We start from the raw sequence: 21,644 nt of genomic DNA, 5'->3' as shown, positions 1-21,644 counted from the left end.
GGAATGGTAAGATTTAAAAAAATATATATAGAAACAACAAATATATGTAACTTAAGTTGCAATTTTTGTCCTAAAACAAGTAGAAAGTTAGGATTTATGGATGTTGATAGTTTTGATAAAATAATTAATAAGGTGAAAAGATATACAAATCATATATATCTTCATTTAATGGGGGAACCATTTTTAAATAGAAACTTAGAATGTTTTCTTAATATAGCTAAAAAGGAAAATATAAAAGTTAATATTACCTCTAATGGAACCTTAATTAATAATGTAAAAGAAGTTTTAATAAATTCAGGATCAGTTAGACAAGTTAATATTTCTCTTCATAGCTTTGAAGCAAATGAAAATAATATAGATTTTTATGATTACTTAAATAATGTTCTAAACTTTATTAATGAAGCAAATGAAAAAAGTGATATAATATGTGCTCTTAGATTATGGAATATAGATAGCGAAGATCTAAAAGCTAACAATAATTTAAATTTGAAAATAATAAAAATAATAGAAAATAAATTAAATATTGAATTTTCATTAGTTGATGCATTAATAGAAAAAAGAGGAATAAAACTTAAAGATAGAGTGTATTTAAATATGGCAGAAAAATTTAGTTGGCCAGATTCAAATATTTCTCTAATAAGTGAAGAAGTATTTTGTCATGGATTAAGGGATCAAATAGGAATATTATTAGATGGAACAGTAGTACCTTGTTGCTTAGATAGTGAAGGTAATATACCATTAGGGAATATATTTAAAGAAGATTTAGAAGATATAATTAATTCAAAAAGAGCTAGAAACATTTATGATGGTTTTTCAAGAAGGCGTGCAGTAGAAGAACTTTGTAAGAGATGTGGGTATGCAAAAAGACATTTTAATTAGAGAGGTGATAATTTGAAATATATATATAATTTAGCTTTTAAAATGTCTATATCTGCTACTATTGCTTTAATATTAGCAAATATTTTGAATCTACAATTTTCAGCTGTAGCAGCTGTTATAGCTATATTAAGCATTCAAGATACAAGGAAAAAATCATTAATTGTTGGAAAAAATAGAATAGTAGCATGTATAATAGCAATATTATTATCTGTAATAATTTATAAATTTTTAGGGCAAAACTCATTTACTTTTGCAGTATTCCTTTTACTATTTATACCTATAACATCAAGATTTAAAATATCAGAAGGAATGGTACCAGCGGTAGTTCTATCTACCCACTTACTTGTAGCAGATGAAATAACATTATATTGGGTAATAAATGAACTGCTAATAATGATAATAGGTGTAGGAATTGCATCAATTGCAAATTTATTTATGCCTTCATTACATAAGCAGTTTAATGAAGATAAGGAATATATAGAAAAAAGTTACAGAGTGATTTTATCTAAAATGTCTAAGTCTCTTTTAACCTATTCAGTTGATAGAGATGAAGAGTGGATAGTTAGGGATATAGAAAAAAGGTTAAATGAAAGTATAGAAAGAGCATATAAAATAGCAAATAATAATATTTTAAAAAGTGACTCATATTATGTTGATTATATGAATATGAGAAAAAGTCAGTTTGATATTATAAAAAAGTTAAGATCGCATTTTGAAAAGTTTTATATGTCTTTTGAACAAACATATATGATAGCTAAATTTACTAAAAGTGTTGCTGATCAAGTTAAAGATACAAATGATTGTAAGGAACTATTAAAAGAATTAGAGGAAATAAAATTAGATTTTAAACAAATGGCTTTACCAAAAACTAGGGAGGAGTTTGAAAATAGAGCTCAATTATTACAGTTTTTGAATGATATGGAAGACTTATTAAGAATTAAAAGTAATTTTGTTTTAAATTATAATTTGTATAATAATAGTAATTGATATTTATAGTAAAAATTTACAATTAAATAAATTTACTGTAAAATTATTTATGGAGGTGTAAAAATGGATAGTAACACAGTTTTAGAATTAGTAGACTTAAGAAAAAGTTTTGGATCAAAAGAAGTGCTAAAGGGTATTAATTTAAAAGTGAATAAAGGAAGTATAATTGGATATATTGGTCCAAATGGAGCAGGTAAAAGCACTACTGTGAAGTTGATTATGGGACTAATTACAGGATATAGCGGGGAAATAAAGATATTTGGAGAAGAAGTTTCTAAAGGTGATGAAAGTTATAAGAAAAAAATAGGATATGTACCTGAAGTTCCAGAAATATATGATAGTTTAACTGGAAAGGAATACTTAACATTTGTAGGACAACTATATGGAATTGACTATGATAAGGCAGATGAAAAAGCAAGAAGGTTAATGGATATCTTAGGTATAATAGATTCCTATGGTAAAAGGATTTCGTCCTACTCAAAAGGCATGAAGCAAAAGCTTATTCTTATTTCTAGCTTAATGCATAATCCAGAAATTTTATTTTTAGATGAACCTTTAAGTGGTTTAGATGCTAATAGTGTAATGATAATTAAAGAGATATTAGCTCATCTTGCAGAAGAAGGAAAAACAATATTTTATTCATCTCATATTATGGAGGTTGTAGAAAAAATAAGTGATAGAATTATTTTAATTAATAATGGTGAAATAGTTGCTGATGGTAATTTTGAAGAGTTAAAAAATAACTATAAAGAAAGCTCCCTTGAAAATATATTTAATGAGGTTACTGGTTTCCACGAGTATAAGGAGTTAGCAGAAAACTTTATATCAGTGGTTAAAGAGGTATAACTATGAAAGAGTTTAAAGTTTTAAAGGTTATAGATAAGCTATCAGGTTTATATAAAAAAGCTGGAGTAGACTATAATATGTTTAGATTAATATTAAATACAAAGCTAACTATGGATGGAAGAAGAAAAGCAACTGTTTTTAATGATGCTAAGAAGAAAAAGGAAGACTCTAATGAGTTTTACAAAGCACTAATTTTATATGCTATTTTTGGAGTCTTTATAGGACTGATGCTTGTTTTTGATATTAATAAAATGTATGTAATGTCAATATATTTTTCAGCAATAATGTTTATGATTTTAACTATTTTTATTTCTGACTTTTCTTATGTAATATTAGATGTAAGAGATAAAAATATTATATCTACTAGAGGTATTGATAGTAAAACTATAAATGCAGCAAAAATTACTCATGTATTCATATATATGATTTACTTAACTTTAGCTTTAGTTGGGGTTTCTTTTATAGTATCTTTTAGATATGGAATTAGTTATTTTTTAGTATTTCTATTGGAGATAGTATTAATAGATATATTTATGATAATAGTTACAGCTTTGGCTTATCTTTTAGTTTTAAAGTTTTTTGATGGTGAAAAACTTAAGGATATAATAAATTTTGTTCAAATCGGATTAAGTATATTTATGGTTGTAAGTTATCAAATAGTACCTAGAATATTTGAATTTGTAGATATATTTAATTTTAGATATGAAGAAAAATTATGGCACCTTTTAATACCTTCGATGTGGTTTGCAGCTCCACTTTCAATTATTTCAGGGGAAGGGATAACTATAATTAAAGTTATTATGAGTATATTAGCAATGGTTGTTCCGATATTTTCAATGCTTATATATTTAAAATTATCACAAGCCTTTGAAAAGAATCTTCAAAAATTAAATAATAATGATGAGAAAATAAAGGAAAAGAGTAGATTATTAATAAAGATAAATAATCTACTCTGTAAGGATAATACAGAAAGGGCCTTTTTTAATTTTTCTCTTGAAATTATGAATTCTGAAAGAGAGTTTAAGCTTAAAATATATCCAAGCTTATCTCTAGGAGTAGTATTCCCTATAATTTTTATGCTTATAGGAATAGATAGAAATAATCCAAGTGGAATCTTTGAAGGTTTAAGAAATTCAAGATCTTATTTTTCAATTTATACTTTTGCATTTGTAATTCCTAATATAATAGTTATGCTTAGGTATTCAGAGAGATATTTAGGAGCATGGATATATGAAATTGCACCAATAAAGAATACTTCATCTATATTTAGAGGTGTTATTAAGGGTGCAATATATAAGCTTATGCTAGTACCTTATATTATTATTTCAGTAATATTTATTATAATATTTGAACCTAAAGTAATAATTCATTTAATTATAGCGTTTTTATCTTTTATATTATTAATTATAATAAATTTTGCAACTTTAAAGAAGGAGTTCCCATTTTCAAAAAAGTTTGAAGCAACTAATGGGGGAGAAGGTTTATTAGCTTTGCTAGTATCACTTGCAGGTATTATACTAGTATTTAGCATTCATTTTGCAATTAGTAAATCTACTTTAGGAATTATTATATATTTAATTGTCTTAATGACAATTGATTGGATTTTATGGAAGTTTGCATTTGAAATTTCTAAGTCTAAATTAAAGAGCTAAAAATAATATAGGTTTTAAGAAGTGTGTGAAATATAGTATTTATATTCTTTATATAAAGGCTACGATTATATTTCACACTTTTTATTTTTAGTATATAATAGATTTTAAAGATTATAGATGAAATTAAGGAGATACATTATGGCAAAGGTTATAGTTGTTGGAGCTGGTCCTGCAGGTATTATGGCTGCGTTATCAGCTTCAAAAAATAATGAAGTTATTTTAATTGAAAGAAATAACGAAATTGGTAAGAAGCTAAAGCTTACCGGCGGTGGAAGGTGTAATATTACTAATAATAGAGATATAGAAGAGTTTTTTGAAAAAATAGTTACAAATAAAAAATTTTTATATAGTGCTTTATATACTTTTTCTAATATTAGTCTTTTAGATTATTTTTCAAGTAAGGGATTAGAGTATAAGGTTGAATATGATCAAAAGGTATTTACTAAAAGTGATAAGGCAGATGAAGTAATCGAGATTTTTAAAAGAGATCTTATGAAAAATGATGTAAAAATATATTATAATACTAAAATTAATGACTTAATAGTAGAAGAGAATATAGTAAAAGGTGTAGTTACTGATGAAGGCAAAGAGGTTTTGGCTGATAAAGTAATTATTACTACTGGAGGTAAGAGCTATCCAACTACAGGTTCTGATGGAAGTATGTTTGATATATTAAAAAAACATGGGCATATGATAAATACTTTATATCCAGCTTTAATCCCATTAGTTATAAAAGAAGGATTTATTAAAAATCTTCAAGGTATAGCTATGAAGGAAGTTATTATTAGTACTATGATAAAAAAGAAAAGAATAGAAAGACAAGGTGACATGATTTTTACTCACTTTGGGATATCAGGGCCAGGAGTCCTTAAATTTTCTTCTTACATAAATAAAATATTAAAGGATAGAGAAGTAGAAATAAAAATTGATTTTTTACCAGAAATCAATAAAGATGAATTATCTAATATAATTAGAGGTAATAGTAAGAGTATATTAAATAACTTAAAGCAATATTTACCTCAAAATTTTATAAAAGAAATATTAAATATTTTAAATTTAAATGAGGTGAAAGTATCTGAACTGAAAAAGGAAGATGAATTGAAATTAATTCAGTATATTAAGGAAATGAATTTAACAGTTGAAGATACCATTACAATTAAAGGTGCTATGGTAACTAGTGGTGGAGTAAGTGTTAAGGAAATTAATTCATCTACTATGGAATCTAAGATAATTAAGAATCTATTTTTTGCTGGAGAGGTTATAGATATAGATGCTGAAACTGGTGGATATAATCTTCAAATGGCTTTTTCAACAGGATATTTATCGGGAATGCAAGAGTAATTAAGAGTTGAAATTGGTATTTTTGATAATTTATAGTCAATTATATCATTAATTCTTTATTATTAATTAAAAAGGTTGCCATGGGGCAACCTTTTTAATTTGGAAGTGGTTGATAGGTACTTCTGTCTAAATATTTATTAACTACTAACTCTCCATTAGAGTCATATCCATATAGATAAGTGTCAGCACTTAAATCACTTAAAGGTACTGAAACTGGTTCGTAAGTTATACCATTCGTTACTGAATCATTACACCAGAATTCAATAGTTAAGCTTCCGTTAGACGCATATGAATTTATAACTATAGGATAGTCAAATTCATTTACAAATTTTAAATCTATTAAGTTGTCAGCTAAAGTTGCATCAAGTCCTATAGGAACATAAGAAACCTTCATCATATGGTTTAATCTTTCAGTAGGAATTATTCCAGCTCTTAGCATAGTATTATATAAAGTTGAAGCAACTTGACAAACTCCTCCACCAACGCCAGGAACTACTTTTCCAGCAACATATGTATTGGCTTCAACAAATCCATTAGCTAGAGTTGTTGGGCCAATAGCCTTTTCTGTAGAGAAAGTTTCTCCTGGCATAACAATAGTGTTATCTATATTCTTAGCTGCTATTTGAAGATTTGTTCCACTTGCTCCTGATTTATAATTAGTTGTATATGATGAAATTTTCTTATTAACATTCCCTAAAGAACTAGATGTAATATCAGCTTCAACAACTTCAACATCACCAGTTACTTCAATTACTTCTGGAGTATTCATATCTTTAATTTTATTTTTTATAGTATCTAATAATTCTGATGAATTTAATTTAAGTCCAGTAGAATCACTTGATATATTAATACTTCCACCTGATATATTAACAGAAGCATTGGTAGGGGAAACATCTACTGAATCAGATATGATAGATACAAATGAAGTTAAATTTTCATCATTGAATAAAATTTCAAATTCATATGCTCTGTTTTCAGGATTTTTAATTAAGTTTAGTTTAGTAAAAAATCCTTGATTTTTTCCAAAAGTTATAATTTTTTCTTCAAGTTCATCATAATTAATGCTTGCATCTAAATCTTTATAAGAAATATTAAAGCTTTGACCATTTGCATTTACAGATATTTTTTTGTTAGAAATATCATTAAATAAAGAAACTAAAGTGTTATGTAGATCATTATTATTAAATCCTGTTAAATCTTTGTTTAATATAGAAGCTCCAGGATAAACCTTATCGGCATAACTATTGATTAGTGTAATATTTTTATAAAACCAAAAGCCTATTCCCATTACAAAGACTAAGGCTATTATAAAGATAGATTTCCAGACTTTTGGAGTGAAAATTGCATTTTTATGTGGTTCTTCTACAACTTTCTTTTGTGTTTCGGTGTTAAGATTATTATTTTCCATAAGTACCAACCCTCTATTAATTAGTTTGTCCTTATAAAGACATATATAGTTTAACTCCAAATGTTAATAATTTCAATAAAATTTGGGGGGGGTTACAATTTATATAAAAATTATCCTTAGATAAAGATAATTTTTTTATTTGGTATAAATATTATTGGTAATAAGTACTTTTATGCTTTTCATATAAAATGGAAAAATATAAAATAACCATATTAATATAAGAAATAGATTACGTTAATGAATAGAGATTAAGAATATAAAGTAGTAAAATGTAAATAAGAAATTTTTTAGAGGAGTGATATTATGAAAGCGGAAAACAAAATTCTTAAATTCTCGGCCTTTGGTGGCTTGTTCTTCGCTGTCTTAGGTATTGCATGGGGATGAGCGATAAACTCAGAAATGATTAGTTTTGATGGATTATATTCATTAATAAGCCTAGGACTAGCCTTGTTTGCAATTAGTGCAACTAATTTTATTAATAAAAAGGATTTTAAAAATTATCCTTTTGGTAAATCTACGTTAGAACCAGTAATAGTTATTATTAAGTCACTTGTACTTTTGATAATGTGTTCAATTACGTTATTTTCGGCTATAAGTCAAGTTATAAATGGTGGAAATAATGTTGAAGAAGGGTTTGCATTAGGATATGCGATAATTTCTTCTATTGGATGCACATGGGTTTATTTATATATGAAAAAATCATCGAAAAATCTTAATTCTGAAATAGTAAAAGCTGAGAGTAATCAATGGCTTATGGATGCTATGTTAAGTGTTGGAGTATTAATAGGATTTATAATTTCTATTTTATTAAAATATATTGGACTATCTAGCTTATCTAAATATGTAGATCCTGGTATGGTAATTTTATCTTCTAGTATATTCTTAAAAATGCCTATAACTTCTGCTGTAGATGCTTTTAAAGAACTTATTAATTCAACTGCAGATGATGAAATTAATGGTGATATTAGAGAACTTGTAAAAGAAATAGAAATGGAGTATAAATTAGAAGATTCTGTAGCAAGGGTAGCAAAAGTAGGACGAGAGCTTAGAATAGAAATTGATTTTATAGTTTCAAACAACTCTAAAATTAAATCTGTAGAGGATATGGATAAGGTAAGAGAAATTATTGATAATAATACAAATCACTTTGACTTAAAAAAATGGTTAAATATTTCATTTACTAAGAATAAAAAGTGGGCAATATAATTATTATGAATGCACTTTAATGTTTTAGACTTAATAACCTAAAACATTAAAGTGCATTTTTATTTTGTATATTGATAATTATTATTGACAAAGATAAATAGGAGAGTATAATAAAATTATACCACACCCCCAGGGGGTGGGTGGAAGGAGAGTAATATGAAAGATGAAAAATTAAGAATTACAGGAATGACATGTTCAGCATGTGCAAATAGAGTTGAAAGGGTTGTAGGTAAACTTGAAGGAGTTAGCAATGCAAATGTAAATTTTGCAAATGAAACATTAAGTGTAAAATACGATAGTGATAAGGTAAATGGCTCGGAAATAGAAAAGGCTATTGAGAAAGCTGGCTATGGAGTTCAAAAAAATTTGAAAAGCTATAGTTTAAAAGTGGAAGGTATGACTTGCTCAGCTTGTGCTAATAGAGTTGAAAGAGTAACAAAAAAAGCTGATGGCGTTATAAATTCTTCTGTTAATTTTGCTACAGAAAAACTTAATATTACTTTTGATGAAGACAAGATTAATATAAATAAAATTAAAGAAGTAGTTCAAAAGTCAGGATACAATTTAGTAATAGATGAAAAAAAGGATATTTCCGAAAAGAAAATTCCAGAATATAAAAAGCTTTGGTATAGATTTGTTTTATCTATTATATTTACAGTGCCATTATTAATAATCTCCATGGGGCATATGGTAGGTATGCATTTACCAAATTTTATAGATCCTATGATGAATCCTATGAATTTTGCCATAGCTCAATTACTTTTAACTATACCAGTAATTATATTTGGTTATAGATTTTACATTGTTGGATTTAGAAATTTATTTAAACTAAGCCCTAATATGGACTCACTAATTGCAATAGGGACTTCTGCTGCTATTATATATGGATTTTTTGCTATATATAAAATTTCTATTGGAAATACTGATTATGCAATGCATTTATATTTTGAATCTGCTGCTGTTATTTTAACTTTAATAACTTTAGGAAAATATTTAGAGGCTGTATCAAAAGGAAAGACATCTGAAGCTATTAAAAAGTTAATGGGCCTTGCACCAAAAACAGCCAATATAATTAGAAATGATAATGAGATGGTAGTTCCTATTGAAGAAGTTATGGTAGGCGATATAGTAATAGTTAAGCCAGGTGAGAAATTACCAGTAGATGGTGAAGTAGTTGAAGGTAATACTTCTATTGATGAATCTATGCTTACTGGTGAAAGCTTGCCTGTAGAAAAGGAAATAGGAAGCAAGGTTGTTGGTGCAAGTATTAATAAATCAGGATTTATTAAATATAAAGCAACTAAAGTTGGTGATGATACTGCTCTAGCACAAATCATAAAATTAGTTGAAGATGCTCAAGGAACAAAAGCTCCAATAGCAAAACTTGCAGATGTTATCTCAGCTTACTTTGTTCCAACTGTTATTACACTAGCTATTGTAGCTGCATTAGGATGGTATATTTCAGGGGAATCTACTGTTTTTGCATTAACAATATTTATTTCAGTTTTAGTAATAGCGTGTCCTTGTGCTCTTGGATTAGCTACTCCTACAGCAATTATGGTTGGTACCGGTAAGGGAGCTGAAAATGGAGTTTTAATAAAAGGTGGAGAAGCTTTAGAAACTGCATATAAAATTCAAACTATAGTTTTTGATAAAACTGGGACTATAACAGAAGGAAAACCAAAAGTAACTGATATAATTACTAAAAATTTAAGTGATGATGAAATTCTTATATTAGCAGCTAGTGCGGAAAGAGGATCTGAACATCCATTAGGAGAGGCTATTGTAAGAGCTGCTAAGGAAAAAAATCTTGAGTTTAAAAATATAGAAGAATTTAATGCTATAGCAGGTCATGGAATAGAGGTTAAAATAGAAGATAAAGTCATTATTTTAGGTAATAAGAAATTAATGATTGATAGAAATATAGATTTAGATAACTTTGAAGAAAAATCTAATAAGCTTGCTGAAGATGGAAAAACACCGATGTTCTTATCAATAAATAACAGTTTAGAAGGAATAGTAGCTGTTGCTGATACCGTTAAAGAAAATAGCAAAAAAGCTATTGATGCTATTCATAAAATGGGAATAAGTGTTGCTATGATAACAGGAGATAATGAAAGAACTTCAAAGGCAATAGCTAAGGAAGTTGGAATAGATATAGTTCTTGCGGAAGTTTTACCAGAAGATAAAGCTAATGAAGTTAAAAAGCTTCAAGAAGGAAATAAAAAAGTTGCTATGGTTGGAGATGGTATTAATGACGCACCAGCATTAGTTCAAGCAGATATTGGAATAGCAATAGGATCTGGAACAGATGTTGCAATGGAATCGGCAGATATAGTATTAATGAAAAGTGATCTATTAGATGTTATAAAAGCTATCCAATTAAGTAAAGCAACTATTAATAATATTAAAGAAAATTTATTCTGGGCCTTTGCATATAATGTATTAGGAATACCAGTTGCTATGGGAATTCTTCATATATTTGGTGGACCACTATTAAATCCTATGATAGCTGCTGGAGCTATGAGTTTAAGTTCAGTGTCAGTATTATTAAATGCTTTAAGACTTAGAAACTTTAAAGCAAATATATAAAGGTAGAAATAAGTTGACATATGTAGAAATTTTGATAAAATTATATAGTAAAAATAAAACGAGTAGATAGAGGTTGCAATAATTAATAGTAGTATTAATGAGGTAAGCACGATGATTTAATTATGAAAGGAGTTATTGCCGAAGTATATATCTTAGCTTAATGGTTATATGCTGGTTTTGTATAGAATATATGCAAAACTGTCACAATAAAATTGTGGAGCGCTATCTTTGTGGTTGGTTAAGTTTTGTAACAAATACAAGCTCAAAGATTATTCTTTGAGCTTATTTTTTTAGGAGAAAAAAATGAAAGAAAAACAAATGAAAAAAGAAATTACATTATTTATGGCAACAATGCTAGTGTGTGGTAATATGATTGGTTCAGGAGTATTTATGTTACCAGCAACATTAGCAGAGGTTTCAGGTCCGTTAGCGACTATAATTGCATGGATATTAACGACTATAGGATCTATACTAATAGCAGTATCCTTTTCTAATTTAGGTTCTAAATATCCTTCTACAGGTGGGGCTTATCAATATACTAAAGAGGCATTTGGGGAATTTGCAGGATTTTTAAATGCTTGGTTATATTGGAATGGATCATGGATTGGAAATGCAGCTATAATAGTTTCAATAGCAAGCTATAGTTCAGCTTTAATACCTGCTTTAAATAATCCTATAATATCAATTGTTTTTACAAGTTCTATCTTGTGGATTTTTACTTTTATTAATATTATAGGTGTAAAAAAAGCTGGGAAAATTCAATCCTTTGCGACAGTATTTAAAATAGTTTTTTTTGCTTTTTTTATAATAGTTGCTTTAGTTAACTTTGATAGCTCTAATCTTTTACCATTGATTCCAGCTGATAAGGGACTTAATACAGTTTCTCTTGCAGCAACTTCAACTTTATGGGCCTTTGTAGGATTAGAAAGTGCAACAGTAACTGCTGGAGAAATAAGTAACCCAGAAAAAAATATTAGAAAAAGTACTATATATGGATTAATAATTTCTTCTATAATTTATATATTAATTAGTGTAGCAAGCATGGGAGTTATGTCTAATGCTGAACTTGCATCAAGTTCAGCTCCTCTGACTGATATACTATCGAAAGTATTAGGCCCAGCTATAGGAAAACCATTAGCTTTAGCAGTGGTAATATGTATATTAGGAACTACTATAGGATGGCTTTTATCTACTGCAAGAGTAGCATATGCAGCAGGTGAAGATGGAGTTTTTCCAAAGGCTTTTGGAAAGTTAAGTCCAAAGTATGGAACTCCTGTAAATTCTTTAGTTATAGGAGCTGTTTTAGTTAATATATTGCTAATTATGAATTACCAAAAGAGTATGGTGGATACATTTACTTTTATAACAATATTAGCTACATTAGCATTTTTACCAGTATATTTAATGACTGCTGCTGCTGAAATGATGCTTTTATTTAAGGATGAAAGAAAAATAACTTTAAGTATATTTATTAAAAAATCTTTAATACCATTATTAGCTTTTGTTTATGCATTATGGACTATATATGGTTCAGGTGAAGAAATAGTAATGTGGGGATTCTTATTAATGCTAATAGGTATACCATTTTACGTATATAATCATCATAAAAATAAATAAGAAATGACCTCGTCTTGTTTAAGATGAGGTTATTTTGCTTTTTAAATAATTAATTGAAAAATAGTAATGAAAGTACATGGTATTTTGCAACTATAAATAATATAATATATAATAAATATCAAATAAGATTATTTTTCTTTCTTATACTTAACAAAGAGAAGTTGGAGGAATAGATTTGGAAACTAATTCAAAAGTAATTGAAAGAACTAATATTAAAATAGAGGAACCAAGGAAATATAATGTTATTATGCATAATGATGATTTTACGACTATGGAGTTTGTAGTTGCAATTTTAAATATAATATTTAATAAAGGTTTAGAGGAAGCTAATAAAATTATGATGGAGGTCCATAAAAGTGGAAAGGGTATAGCAGGTATATATCCTTATGACATAGCAATTTCAAAGGCTAATAAAGCAATGATAATGGCTAAAGAGGAAGGATTTCCATTTAAACTTACAGTAGAGGAGGATTAAAATGGATATAAGTAAAATAGTGAGAGATGTTTTACTAAGGGCGTATGGCACAGCAAAAGAAAATAAAAGTGAATATGTTACACCTGAACATTTACTTTTAAGTGCTTTGGAAGAAGATACTTTCAAAGAAGTAATAGTTAAGTTAAATGGTGATGTAGATGAGTTAAAGAGTGATTTAAATAGTTACATTGACGAATATGTAGATAAGTTAGAAGATGGAGAGCCAGAAGAAAGTTTTGGAATTAAGAATATATTAATTGTAGCAACTCAGCAAGCAGCTTTTAGTGAAAGAAATTTTGTTGCTTTGGAGCATGTAATTTCAGCAATTTATGCTTTGAAGGATAGTCATGCTGTATATTATTTAGAAAAGCAAGGTATAAGTAAGCAAGAACTGTTATTTGAACTTTCTCATAATAAATCAGAAGAAGATGATTTAGCTAAGGATGCAATAAAAATAATTAAAGTTAATAAAAGTGAAGAGAAAAAAGAAAAAAGTATAGTAAATAATTTCTGTACTAATTTAACTGAGTTAATTGATGAAGAAGATAATTATCCTTTAGTAGGAAGAAAAGATATAATTGATAGGACTATACAAGTACTTTGCAGAAGGACAAAAAATAATCCAATTCATATTGGAGAACCAGGGGTTGGGAAGACTGCAATAACTATGGGACTTACAAAGTTAATAAAAGAAGGAAATGTTCCAGATAAATTGAAAAATGCTGAGATTTTTTCTTTAGATATAGGTACAATTCTTGCAGGAACTAAGTATAGAGGCGACTTTGAAGAAAGAATTAAGCAAATATTAGATGAAATTAAGACTTATGAAAATCCAATAGTATATATAGATGAAATCCATAATATAGTTGGAGCAGGAGCTTTAAATGGGAGTTCTTTAGATGGAGGAAGTTTAATTAAAGGATATTTATTGGAAGGAAAAATAAGATTTATTGGAGCTACTACTTATGATGACTATAAAAAATATTTTGAAAAAGATAAGGCTTTAGTCAGAAGGTTTCAAGTTATAGAAGTAAAAGAAACATCTATAGATGAAACAATAAATATATTAGATGGAATAAAAGAAAATTTTGAAGAGTATCATAATGTAAAATATACAGAAGAAGCTTTAAAATCTGCAGTTAATTTAAGTGATAAGTATATTAATGATAGATTCTTACCAGATAAAGCTATTGATATTATAGATGAAGCAGGTGCCTTTATAGATATTAATAGAGAAAAATATTCAGATGGTATAGTAGATGAAATAGTTATAGAAGAAATAATATCTAAGATATGTAAGATACCTAAACAGACTATTGAAAACACTGAAATAAATTCATTAAAGATATTAGAAGAAGAACTTAAAAATAATATTTTTGGACAAAATCAAGCCATTGAGGAAGTTACTAGATGCATTAAAATGTCTAGAGCAGGATTGAATGATGAAAATAAACCAGTAGCATCTATGCTTTTTGTAGGACCTACAGGAGTTGGTAAAACTGAAATAGCAAAAGTATTATCAAAAACTTTAGGAATTGAACTAGTAAGGTTTGATATGAGTGAATATGGAGAAAAACATGCAGCTGCTAAGCTTATAGGTTCTCCACCAGGATATGTAGGATATGAAGAAGGTGGATTATTAACTGATACTATTAAAAAGAAACCCAATTCTGTATTACTATTAGATGAAATAGAAAAAGCTCATCCAGATATTTTAAGTGTATTATTACAAGTTATGGACTATGCTACATTAACTGATAACAAAGGTAGAAAAGCAGATTTTAGAAATGTAATTTTAATAATGACTTCAAATGCTGGAGCAAGAGATATTGGAAAGAATTTAGTAGGCTTTGGTAGGGGATCAATAAATATAGAAGCTATAGGTGATGAGGTTAAAAGAGCCTTTACCCCTGAATTTAGAAATAGATTAGATAAGGTAATTGTATTTAATCAAATAAATAGCGAAATGGCTTTAGAAATTGCTAATAAGGAATTAAATAAGTTTATAGATAAACTTAAGGAAAAAAACATTGAATTAAGCTTTAGTAAAGAGGCAGTTGACTTTATTAGTAAAAAAGGATTATCTAGAGAGTTTGGAGCTAGAGAAATAATGAGAGTTATAAACTCTGAAATAAAACCTTTACTAGTAGATGAATTATTATTTGGTGAATTATCAAATGGTGGCAAGTGCAGGATAGTTATAGAAGATAATAAGTTTAAGAAAAATATATAAGAAAATCATAAAAACTCATAATTTTGATGAATTATGAATTAATACCTTTAGTTTTAGCAGTAAATATATTGTGTTAGAGCAACTAATATAACATATTTACTGCTTTTTTTGTTATTTAGTTTAAAAAACTTTACATATATTATAAAATATAAATTAGATATATAAATGCATTTAAATGGAGGGATTAGTTTTGATTTTTAATATATTACTATTGATATGGGGAGTTATAGAGCTTATAACAGGTGGGATTGTTGCAGTAAAGAAGAAATTATTAATATTAAAGTCAATAATAGAAGGCTTTAATTATATAAATAAGGATTTTAGTATAGAAAAAATAAAGGATATAGAAGTGTTTTCAAAATGGATAGGAGAGGTACTACTTCTTGAAGGAGCTATATATATTTTTTTAGCTTCAGCTTCAATATTTTTTAAGATGAATGTTTTAATAACTATTATTTTTATTTGTATTATTGAGTATTTTTTCTTTAATGTAATTTCCGAGGGAATAAATAATTCTATAGATGAGTAATGAGGTAAAAATGTCAAATAAAAAATATCTTTTTGAAAATTATATAAATATAGCAAGAGGATTTATCACAGAAAAAGAATATGTAAAAGCTCTGAAATTTTATAAAAAAGCATACAGATTTGAAGAGGGAAAATTCGATATTGAATTAGTTTTAGATATAGCACTTTTATATGATAAGCTTGGATATAAAGAATTATCTGAAGAAAAATATAGAGAAGTAATTGAAATAGATAATAAGGATCCTAGAGCCTATTATGGATTAGGAGTTTTATATGATGAAGATGGATTTTTAGAAGAGGCAATAGAATTTTATAAAAAGGCTATTTTTTTAGACAACAAATATGACAGAGCATATTTCTTTTTAGCTAATGCATATGATGAACTTAATGATAGAGATAATGCTATTAAATATTATAATAAAACTCTTGAGTTAGTTCCTGAAGATTTATGGGCTAATGCTAATTTAGGTTGTATTTATGAGGAAATTGGTAATTATGATAAAGCTTTAGTTTATATGCAAAAGGCATTAGAAATAGATCCTAATAATTTTAGAATTTTATTCAATATGGGAGTATTAATGAGAGATATAAACAAAGAAGAGGAGTCAAAGGAATATTATATTAAATCTATAAAAGAAAATTCAAATTATCCATATAGTTATTTAAACTTAGCGGTTATTTATAGAGAAAAGAAAGATTTTAATACTGCTATACAAGTTATATCTGAGGGAATTGAAAATAACCCAGAAGCAAGTTTTTTATATTACAATAGATGCTGTTTTTATGTAAATATAAATAACTTAAAAGGTGCTATGAAAGATTTAATAAAGAGTATTGAATTAAATGAGTTATTTTTAGAATATATGAAAAAAGATAGTGAATTAGATAATTTAAGAGTTTTAAGAGAATATAATGATTATTTAAATAGTAAGCTTTAATATAGGCTTACTATTTTAATATATTAGAAAATAATAAAATGTGAAAATATTTTAACAAAAATATAATTAAATTTAAATTTTACAAGAAAATTATCGGTAAATAAATTAGAGAAGTTGTTAGGTAACGACAAATATGATAATATAAAAATGTTCGTCTATTATACTATTATAAGTATAAATAATGGCAAATACTTTATAAGTGGAGGTTTTTATAGTGTTAAGTAATCTTTTTAATAATGTAAGTGTTTGTAATGAAATGTTTGCATTAAAGGATACTAATTTATCAGATGTTTTATCAAAAAAAATTAATTCAGAAGAATTAGATGATAATGAAATTGATAAAAGTTTAAGTATACCTTATGAAAATAATAAAGGTAAAAAGGTTGTAATAAAGGCATTTAGTTTTCAACCTAATTTAAATGGATATGGAATTATAGTAAATGAAAGAAAAGAAGAACTTAAGAAGGGATTAGAAAAAATTAAGTCATTAAATGAAGTAAAGTTTGTAATTAACAAGAAAGACAAAACTTTGATTAATTATCTAAATGAATTTGGACAAGTTATTAAGGTGCCAACTATAACTGATTTATATGAGGATAAGATAATTTCAAAAGCTTATGGAAATAGTAAAGATGTTATAGTGTATGATATTTTAGATATAATTAGGCTTGGACAGTCTTTATTAGGGAAATCAGTAGAAGGTTTTGTTACAGTGTATGGAAGTGCAGTTAAAGGAAATAAAGTACTTATTATAAATAAGAGCAACACCTATAAAGAGATTTTTGAAACTTTAAATGGTAAAGAGGAAGAACTTATTAAGGTAATAAACGGTGGAAGCTTAAATGGTACGCCTATATATGATTTAAATTCTATTGTTAGTATTGAATCTAAGGGTTTATTATTCTTAAGTGAAAAAGACTTACCATCTAAAGAAAATTTCAGCTGTATTAACTGTGCAAAATGTTTAAGAGTGTGTCCTGAAGGATTAAATCCAATTAAGTTAATGAATCTTTATAAGAGAAATGAAAAAGAAGAGTTTATAAAGTTTGGTGGGGAAAAATGTATAGATTGTGGTTTATGTAGTTTCATATGCCCTTCTAATCTGGAAATTGCACAAACTATAAAAACTGCAAAATCATTTAATTAATTATTATAAAATTGAATAGGAGTGAAAAGTGTGGAAAATAAAAATCTTAAAATATCACCAGCACCTTATATAAAAAAAGGTCTTGGGATTAATAAGATAATGATAGACTTTATAATAGCATTAATTCCAGCAATAATTGCAGGTATTTATTTTTATAAGATAGATGCTGTTAAAATAATTATTACTACAGTATTAACTAGTATTATAGCTGAAGGATTATGGAATAAATTTGTGAAGAAGACAACATTTTTAACTGATTTAAGTCCAATAGTATTAGGTATAATATTAGCTTTAATTATGCCAACGTATGTTCCGTTATGGATACCAATTATAGGTTCTGTTTTTGCTACTGTAGTTGTAAAGCAGTTCTTTGGAGGATTTGGACAAAATTTTATGAATCCTGCAGCAGCTACTAAGGCCTTTTTAATAGCATCATGGGCTGGAGTTATGGCTAAACCGGTAACAGATGCAACTTCTTCAGCATCAGAAGCAGCAGATGTTGTAGTACCGTTAATAGATAAGATTATAGGTCAACCATCAGGGAGTATTGGAGAAGTATCTATTTTAGCGTTATGTTTAGGTGGACTTTATTTAGCACTTAGAGGAAGAATTAGTTTAAGAGGACCTATTGCTTTTATTTTATCAGCAATGGTTATGTATAATATATTTGAAAAAGACTTATTATTGCCAGGAGCCTTTTTCGTAGCAGCAATATTTATGACTACTGACTATGGCACAACACCAATGACAAAAGTAGGGCAATACATATTTGGAGTAATGGCAGGGGTTTGTGCATCTATTATTGCTGTTAAAGGATTTAATCCAGAAGGTCCATATTATGCAATAATAATTATGAATTTATTTGCTCCTCTTATAGATTATCTTACAACAAAAAAATATAAGGTTAAGAAGGAGGCTTAAGAAAGATGAAAGAAAATTTTAAGCTAGGAGGAATCCTTCTAATAATAACTATGATAGCAGGACTATTGCTAGGTTTTGCAAATGATTTGACTAAAGAAGCAATTATAGAAAATTCTAAAATAAGTAAAGAAGATTTAAGTTATATAATGCCAGAAGCAGAAAAAATTCAAGATATGGACATTGAATTAGATGCAGAAGGCAATGTAAAGGAAATATATGAAGCAGTAAGTGGTAGTGATGTTATAGGATATGTTTTAAAAGTAACTAGCAAAGGCTTCCATGGAGCTGTAGATTTTGTTGTTGCTATTTCAAAGGATGATACTGTTTCAGGAGTTAAAGTCTTATCTCATAGTGAAACACCAGGTCTTGGAGCTAAGATATCAGAGGATAAATTTATTTCAAGATTTGAAGACAAGCCAGCAACAGGTTATTTAGAAGTTGTTAAGGTAACTCCTAATAAAGATACTGAAGTAGAAGCTATATCAGGAGCTACAACTTCAAGTAAAGCAGCTGTAAATGCAGTTAATGAAGCTATTACTTTCTATTTAGAAAAGATAAAGGGAGAAGTAGTAGAGTCAAAGGAAGATACTGATGCAAATACAGGAGCTAGTGAAAATTAATATTAAATTAGGAGGAAAGCAATGAATAAGTTAATTGAAAGATTGAAAAATGGGATAATTACTGAAAATCCAATTTTTGTACAAGTGTTAGCTATGTGTCCTACTCTAGCAGTTACAACTAATGCAAAAAATGCTTTAGGAATGGGGTTAGCTTCAACTGTTGTATTAATATTTTCTAATATGATGATTTCAGCAATAAGAAAATTAGTTCCAGATAAGATAAGAATACCTGCATATATAGTAGTTATTGCTTCTTTCGTTACTATAGTTGATATGTTAATTCAAGGATATGTTCCAAGCCTTTATGCTTCACTTGGAATATTTATACCATTAATAGTTGTTAACTGTATAATATTGGGTAGAGCTGAAGCGTATGCTTCAAAAAATCCAATATTGCCATCAATTTTTGATGCCATTGGAATGGGTCTTGGATTTACTATAGCGCTATTCCTAATTGGAACATTTAGGGAAATATTAGGTGCAGGACAAATTTTAGGAATTCAAATTATTCCAGAAACTATTAAACCTGCTTCTATTATGATATTAGCACCAGGTGCCTTTTTTACTTTAGGTGGGCTTATGGCAGTTTTAAATGCTTATAATATGAAAAAAGCAGAAAAAACTGGTGAAAAGGTTAAATCTTTAGAACACAACTGTGGAAGTTGTTCTGGATGTGGGGCTGGATCTTGTACTAGTACTTCAGGAATAGAAATTAAAGATAATAATAAAAACTAAGAGGGGTGGAACTGATGGAATTATTTATGATTTTTATAGCATCAATGCTAGTAAATAACTTTGTACTTTCAAAATTCCTAGGGATATGTTCATTCCTTGGAGTTTCTAAGAAAAAAGATGCAGCAGTAGGTATGGGATTAGCTGTTACCTTTGTTATGACATTAGCTTCAATAATGTCATGGCTTGTATATACACAAATATTAGTTAGATTTGAAATTGAATATTTAAATACAATAGCTAATGTATTAGTTATAGCAGCTTTGGTTCAATTTGTAGAAATGGCTATGAAAAAATTATCTCCAGCACTTCATAAGGCTCTAGGTATATATTTACCACTTATTACTACAAACTGTGCTGTTTTGGGTATGGCTACATTAAATATTCAAGAAGGATATAATTTTATAGAATCAGTAGTAAATGGATTAGGTGCTGCATCGGGTTACATGTTATCTATAGTACTTTTATCCTTTATTAGAGAGAGAGTAGATAATAATGAAAATATACCAGTTGTTCTAAGAGGGTTACCAATTACATTATTTACAGCAGCTTTAATGTCAATTGCCTTTTTAGGATTCCAAGGATTAATTCACTAGGGGAGGTTTAGTATGAGTATTTTATATGCAACTTTAAGCTTAGGAATTTTAGGATTAGTGTTTGGAATACTATTAGGTTTTGCATCAAAAGCTTTTGAAGTAAAAGTAGATCCTAAAATACCAAAATTAAGAGAGTGTCTTCCAGGAGCAAACTGTGGAGGTTGTGGTTTTGCTGGGTGTGATGCCTATGCAGAAGCTGTAGTAATGGAAGGTGTAAAGCCTAACTTGTGTTCTGTAGGAGGAGCAAAAACAGCAGAAGATATCGGTGAAGTTTTAGGAATAAAAGTAGATTCTACTGAAAAGATGACTGCTTTTGTAAAGTGTAATGGAAATTGCAAATCAGCAAAAGCAAGATATGATTTAGAAGGCGTGAGTGATTGCCTTACAGCTTCTCTTATGATAGATGGAGGTTTTAAAGCATGTTCATATGGTTGCTTAGGTCTTGGTAGTTGTGTTAATGTGTGTGAATTTGGTGCATTAGATATCGTTAATGGAATTGCTAAAGTTAATATAGATAAATGTACAAACTGTGGAGCTTGTATAAACATTTGTCCAAAGGGACTTATTGAATCTGTCCCTGTTTCAAAGAAGATAAGAGTAGAGTGTAATAATATTGAAATAGGAAGACAGGTTAAAGAAAATTGTTCATCAGCTTGTATAGGATGTAAATTATGTGAAAGAAACTGTCCTAAGGATGCTGTCCATGTAGTTAATAATTTGGCTAAGGTAGATTATGATAAATGTGTAAATTGTCAAATTTGTACTAAAAAGTGTCCAACAGGTGCAATAAAAAATATATTTTTAAGATAGAAAAATAGATGTTACACAATTTGTGTAACATCTATTTTACAGTTTGTTGAAAAACCCCCTGTTTAAAAACAGAGGGTTTTTCTATTATTAGTTGTGGATAAAATTTAAGATTAAAA

At 27.7% G+C, this 21,644-nt stretch carries 19 protein-coding genes and 1 riboswitch; of the genes, 18 read left to right on the top strand and 1 reads right to left on the bottom strand.

The genetic code is table 11. The annotated features are described in order from the left end of the window. Positions 1–3 precede the first annotated feature (3 nt). The 5 genes from ACQPVP_RS16290 (at position 4) to ACQPVP_RS16270 (ending at position 5,705) form a co-directional block, all read left to right on the top strand. Positions 4–879: a radical SAM/SPASM domain-containing protein gene (locus ACQPVP_RS16290; RefSeq protein WP_430851735.1), complete on the top strand. Its 876-nt coding sequence runs from the start codon at positions 4–6 to the stop codon at positions 877–879. Between the two features lie 12 nt (positions 880–891). Then, positions 892–1,866, top strand: a complete 975-nt coding sequence (locus tag ACQPVP_RS16285; RefSeq protein ID WP_430851733.1) for an aromatic acid exporter family protein — start codon at positions 892–894, stop codon at positions 1,864–1,866. A 63-nt stretch (positions 1,867–1,929) separates the two neighbouring features. Next, positions 1,930–2,712 carry an ABC transporter ATP-binding protein gene (locus tag ACQPVP_RS16280; RefSeq protein WP_430851731.1) on the top strand — a complete coding sequence of 261 codons (783 nt, stop codon included), beginning with the start codon at positions 1,930–1,932 and terminating at the stop codon, positions 2,710–2,712. Between the two features lie 2 nt (positions 2,713–2,714). After that, positions 2,715–4,364: a hypothetical protein gene (locus tag ACQPVP_RS16275; RefSeq protein WP_430851729.1), complete on the top strand. Its 1,650-nt coding sequence runs from the start codon at positions 2,715–2,717 to the stop codon at positions 4,362–4,364. A gap of 138 nt (positions 4,365–4,502) precedes the next feature. Next, a complete protein-coding gene (locus ACQPVP_RS16270; RefSeq protein WP_430851727.1) occupies positions 4,503–5,705 on the top strand; it encodes an NAD(P)/FAD-dependent oxidoreductase in 1,203 nt (400 codons plus the stop codon). A 94-nt stretch (positions 5,706–5,799) separates the two neighbouring features. On the opposite strand, the gene ACQPVP_RS16265 is transcribed toward ACQPVP_RS16270, so the two are convergent. After that, entirely contained in the window at positions 5,800–7,113 is a 1,314-nt protein-coding gene (locus tag ACQPVP_RS16265; RefSeq protein ID WP_430851725.1) for a VanW family protein, read from the bottom strand. Positions 7,114–7,512: 399 nt separating this feature from the next. Between ACQPVP_RS16265 and ACQPVP_RS16260 the strand changes: the two genes are divergently transcribed. From ACQPVP_RS16260 to ACQPVP_RS16200, 13 genes are all read left to right on the top strand, one after another. Continuing rightward, positions 7,513–8,319 carry a cation diffusion facilitator family transporter gene (locus tag ACQPVP_RS16260; RefSeq protein WP_430851723.1) on the top strand — a complete coding sequence of 269 codons (807 nt, stop codon included), beginning with the start codon at positions 7,513–7,515 and terminating at the stop codon, positions 8,317–8,319. A 156-nt stretch (positions 8,320–8,475) separates the two neighbouring features. Then, on the top strand, positions 8,476–10,911 hold the full coding sequence (locus ACQPVP_RS16255; RefSeq protein WP_430851721.1) for a heavy metal translocating P-type ATPase: 2,436 nt from the start codon (positions 8,476–8,478) through the stop codon (positions 10,909–10,911). A 59-nt stretch (positions 10,912–10,970) separates the two neighbouring features. Continuing rightward, positions 10,971–11,144: riboswitch (Lysine riboswitch) on the top strand. Between the two features lie 70 nt (positions 11,145–11,214). Further along, positions 11,215–12,528 carry an APC family permease gene (locus ACQPVP_RS16250; protein WP_430851719.1) on the top strand — a complete coding sequence of 438 codons (1,314 nt, stop codon included), beginning with the start codon at positions 11,215–11,217 and terminating at the stop codon, positions 12,526–12,528. A gap of 175 nt (positions 12,529–12,703) precedes the next feature. Further along, a complete protein-coding gene (locus ACQPVP_RS16245; protein ID WP_430851717.1) occupies positions 12,704–13,003 on the top strand; it encodes an ATP-dependent Clp protease adaptor ClpS in 300 nt (99 codons plus the stop codon). Position 13,004: 1 nt separating this feature from the next. Then, a complete protein-coding gene (locus tag ACQPVP_RS16240) occupies positions 13,005–15,236 on the top strand; it encodes an AAA family ATPase (protein WP_430851715.1) in 2,232 nt (743 codons plus the stop codon). A 190-nt stretch (positions 15,237–15,426) separates the two neighbouring features. Continuing rightward, entirely contained in the window at positions 15,427–15,765 is a 339-nt protein-coding gene (locus ACQPVP_RS16235) for a hypothetical protein (protein ID WP_430851713.1), read from the top strand. Positions 15,766–15,775: 10 nt separating this feature from the next. Next, complete coding sequence (locus tag ACQPVP_RS16230; RefSeq protein WP_430851711.1) at positions 15,776–16,702, top strand: tetratricopeptide repeat protein; 927 nt, start codon at positions 15,776–15,778, stop codon at positions 16,700–16,702. A 214-nt stretch (positions 16,703–16,916) separates the two neighbouring features. Then, positions 16,917–17,849 (top strand): 4Fe-4S dicluster domain-containing protein, encoded by a 933-nt coding sequence (locus ACQPVP_RS16225; RefSeq protein WP_430851709.1) that lies wholly within the window; start codon positions 16,917–16,919, stop codon positions 17,847–17,849. Positions 17,850–17,879: 30 nt separating this feature from the next. Then, positions 17,880–18,770 carry an RnfABCDGE type electron transport complex subunit D gene (locus ACQPVP_RS16220; protein ID WP_430851707.1) on the top strand — a complete coding sequence of 297 codons (891 nt, stop codon included), beginning with the start codon at positions 17,880–17,882 and terminating at the stop codon, positions 18,768–18,770. Positions 18,771–18,775: 5 nt separating this feature from the next. Then, complete coding sequence (locus ACQPVP_RS16215) at positions 18,776–19,390, top strand: RnfABCDGE type electron transport complex subunit G (protein ID WP_430851705.1); 615 nt, start codon at positions 18,776–18,778, stop codon at positions 19,388–19,390. Positions 19,391–19,411: 21 nt separating this feature from the next. Beyond that, a complete protein-coding gene (rsxE, locus tag ACQPVP_RS16210; protein WP_430851703.1) occupies positions 19,412–20,125 on the top strand; it encodes an electron transport complex subunit RsxE in 714 nt (237 codons plus the stop codon). Positions 20,126–20,139: 14 nt separating this feature from the next. After that, positions 20,140–20,718, top strand: a complete 579-nt coding sequence (gene rsxA / locus ACQPVP_RS16205; protein ID WP_430851701.1) for an electron transport complex subunit RsxA — start codon at positions 20,140–20,142, stop codon at positions 20,716–20,718. A 12-nt stretch (positions 20,719–20,730) separates the two neighbouring features. Next, positions 20,731–21,528 carry an RnfABCDGE type electron transport complex subunit B gene (locus ACQPVP_RS16200; protein WP_430851699.1) on the top strand — a complete coding sequence of 266 codons (798 nt, stop codon included), beginning with the start codon at positions 20,731–20,733 and terminating at the stop codon, positions 21,526–21,528. Positions 21,529–21,644 lie beyond the last annotated feature (116 nt).

This window comes from Clostridium nigeriense, assembly GCF_050585265.1.
Classification (GTDB): Bacteria; Bacillota; Clostridia; order Clostridiales; family Clostridiaceae; genus Clostridium; species Clostridium nigeriense_B.
Note: the sequence above shows the minus strand (reverse complement) of the source record. Positions and strands in the feature narration are given on the sequence as shown.

Coding starts and splice junctions, on each gene's coding strand:
- ACQPVP_RS16290 (WP_430851735.1), top strand. CDS start 4: ATGGTAAGATTTAAAAAAATATATATAGAAACAACAAATATATGTAAC.
- ACQPVP_RS16280 (WP_430851731.1), top strand. CDS start 1,930: ATGGATAGTAACACAGTTTTAGAATTAGTAGACTTAAGAAAAAGTTTT.
- ACQPVP_RS16275 (WP_430851729.1), top strand. CDS start 2,715: ATGAAAGAGTTTAAAGTTTTAAAGGTTATAGATAAGCTATCAGGTTTA.
- ACQPVP_RS16270 (WP_430851727.1), top strand. CDS start 4,503: ATGGCAAAGGTTATAGTTGTTGGAGCTGGTCCTGCAGGTATTATGGCT.
- ACQPVP_RS16265 (WP_430851725.1), bottom strand. CDS start 7,113: ATGGAAAATAATAATCTTAACACCGAAACACAAAAGAAAGTTGTAGAA.
- ACQPVP_RS16260 (WP_430851723.1), top strand. CDS start 7,513: ATGATTAGTTTTGATGGATTATATTCATTAATAAGCCTAGGACTAGCC.
- ACQPVP_RS16255 (WP_430851721.1), top strand. CDS start 8,476: ATGAAAGATGAAAAATTAAGAATTACAGGAATGACATGTTCAGCATGT.
- ACQPVP_RS16250 (WP_430851719.1), top strand. CDS start 11,215: ATGAAAGAAAAACAAATGAAAAAAGAAATTACATTATTTATGGCAACA.
- ACQPVP_RS16240 (WP_430851715.1), top strand. CDS start 13,005: ATGGATATAAGTAAAATAGTGAGAGATGTTTTACTAAGGGCGTATGGC.
- ACQPVP_RS16230 (WP_430851711.1), top strand. CDS start 15,776: ATGTCAAATAAAAAATATCTTTTTGAAAATTATATAAATATAGCAAGA.
- ACQPVP_RS16215 (WP_430851705.1), top strand. CDS start 18,776: ATGAAAGAAAATTTTAAGCTAGGAGGAATCCTTCTAATAATAACTATG.
- rsxE (WP_430851703.1), top strand. CDS start 19,412: ATGAATAAGTTAATTGAAAGATTGAAAAATGGGATAATTACTGAAAAT.
- rsxA (WP_430851701.1), top strand. CDS start 20,140: ATGGAATTATTTATGATTTTTATAGCATCAATGCTAGTAAATAACTTT.
- ACQPVP_RS16200 (WP_430851699.1), top strand. CDS start 20,731: ATGAGTATTTTATATGCAACTTTAAGCTTAGGAATTTTAGGATTAGTG.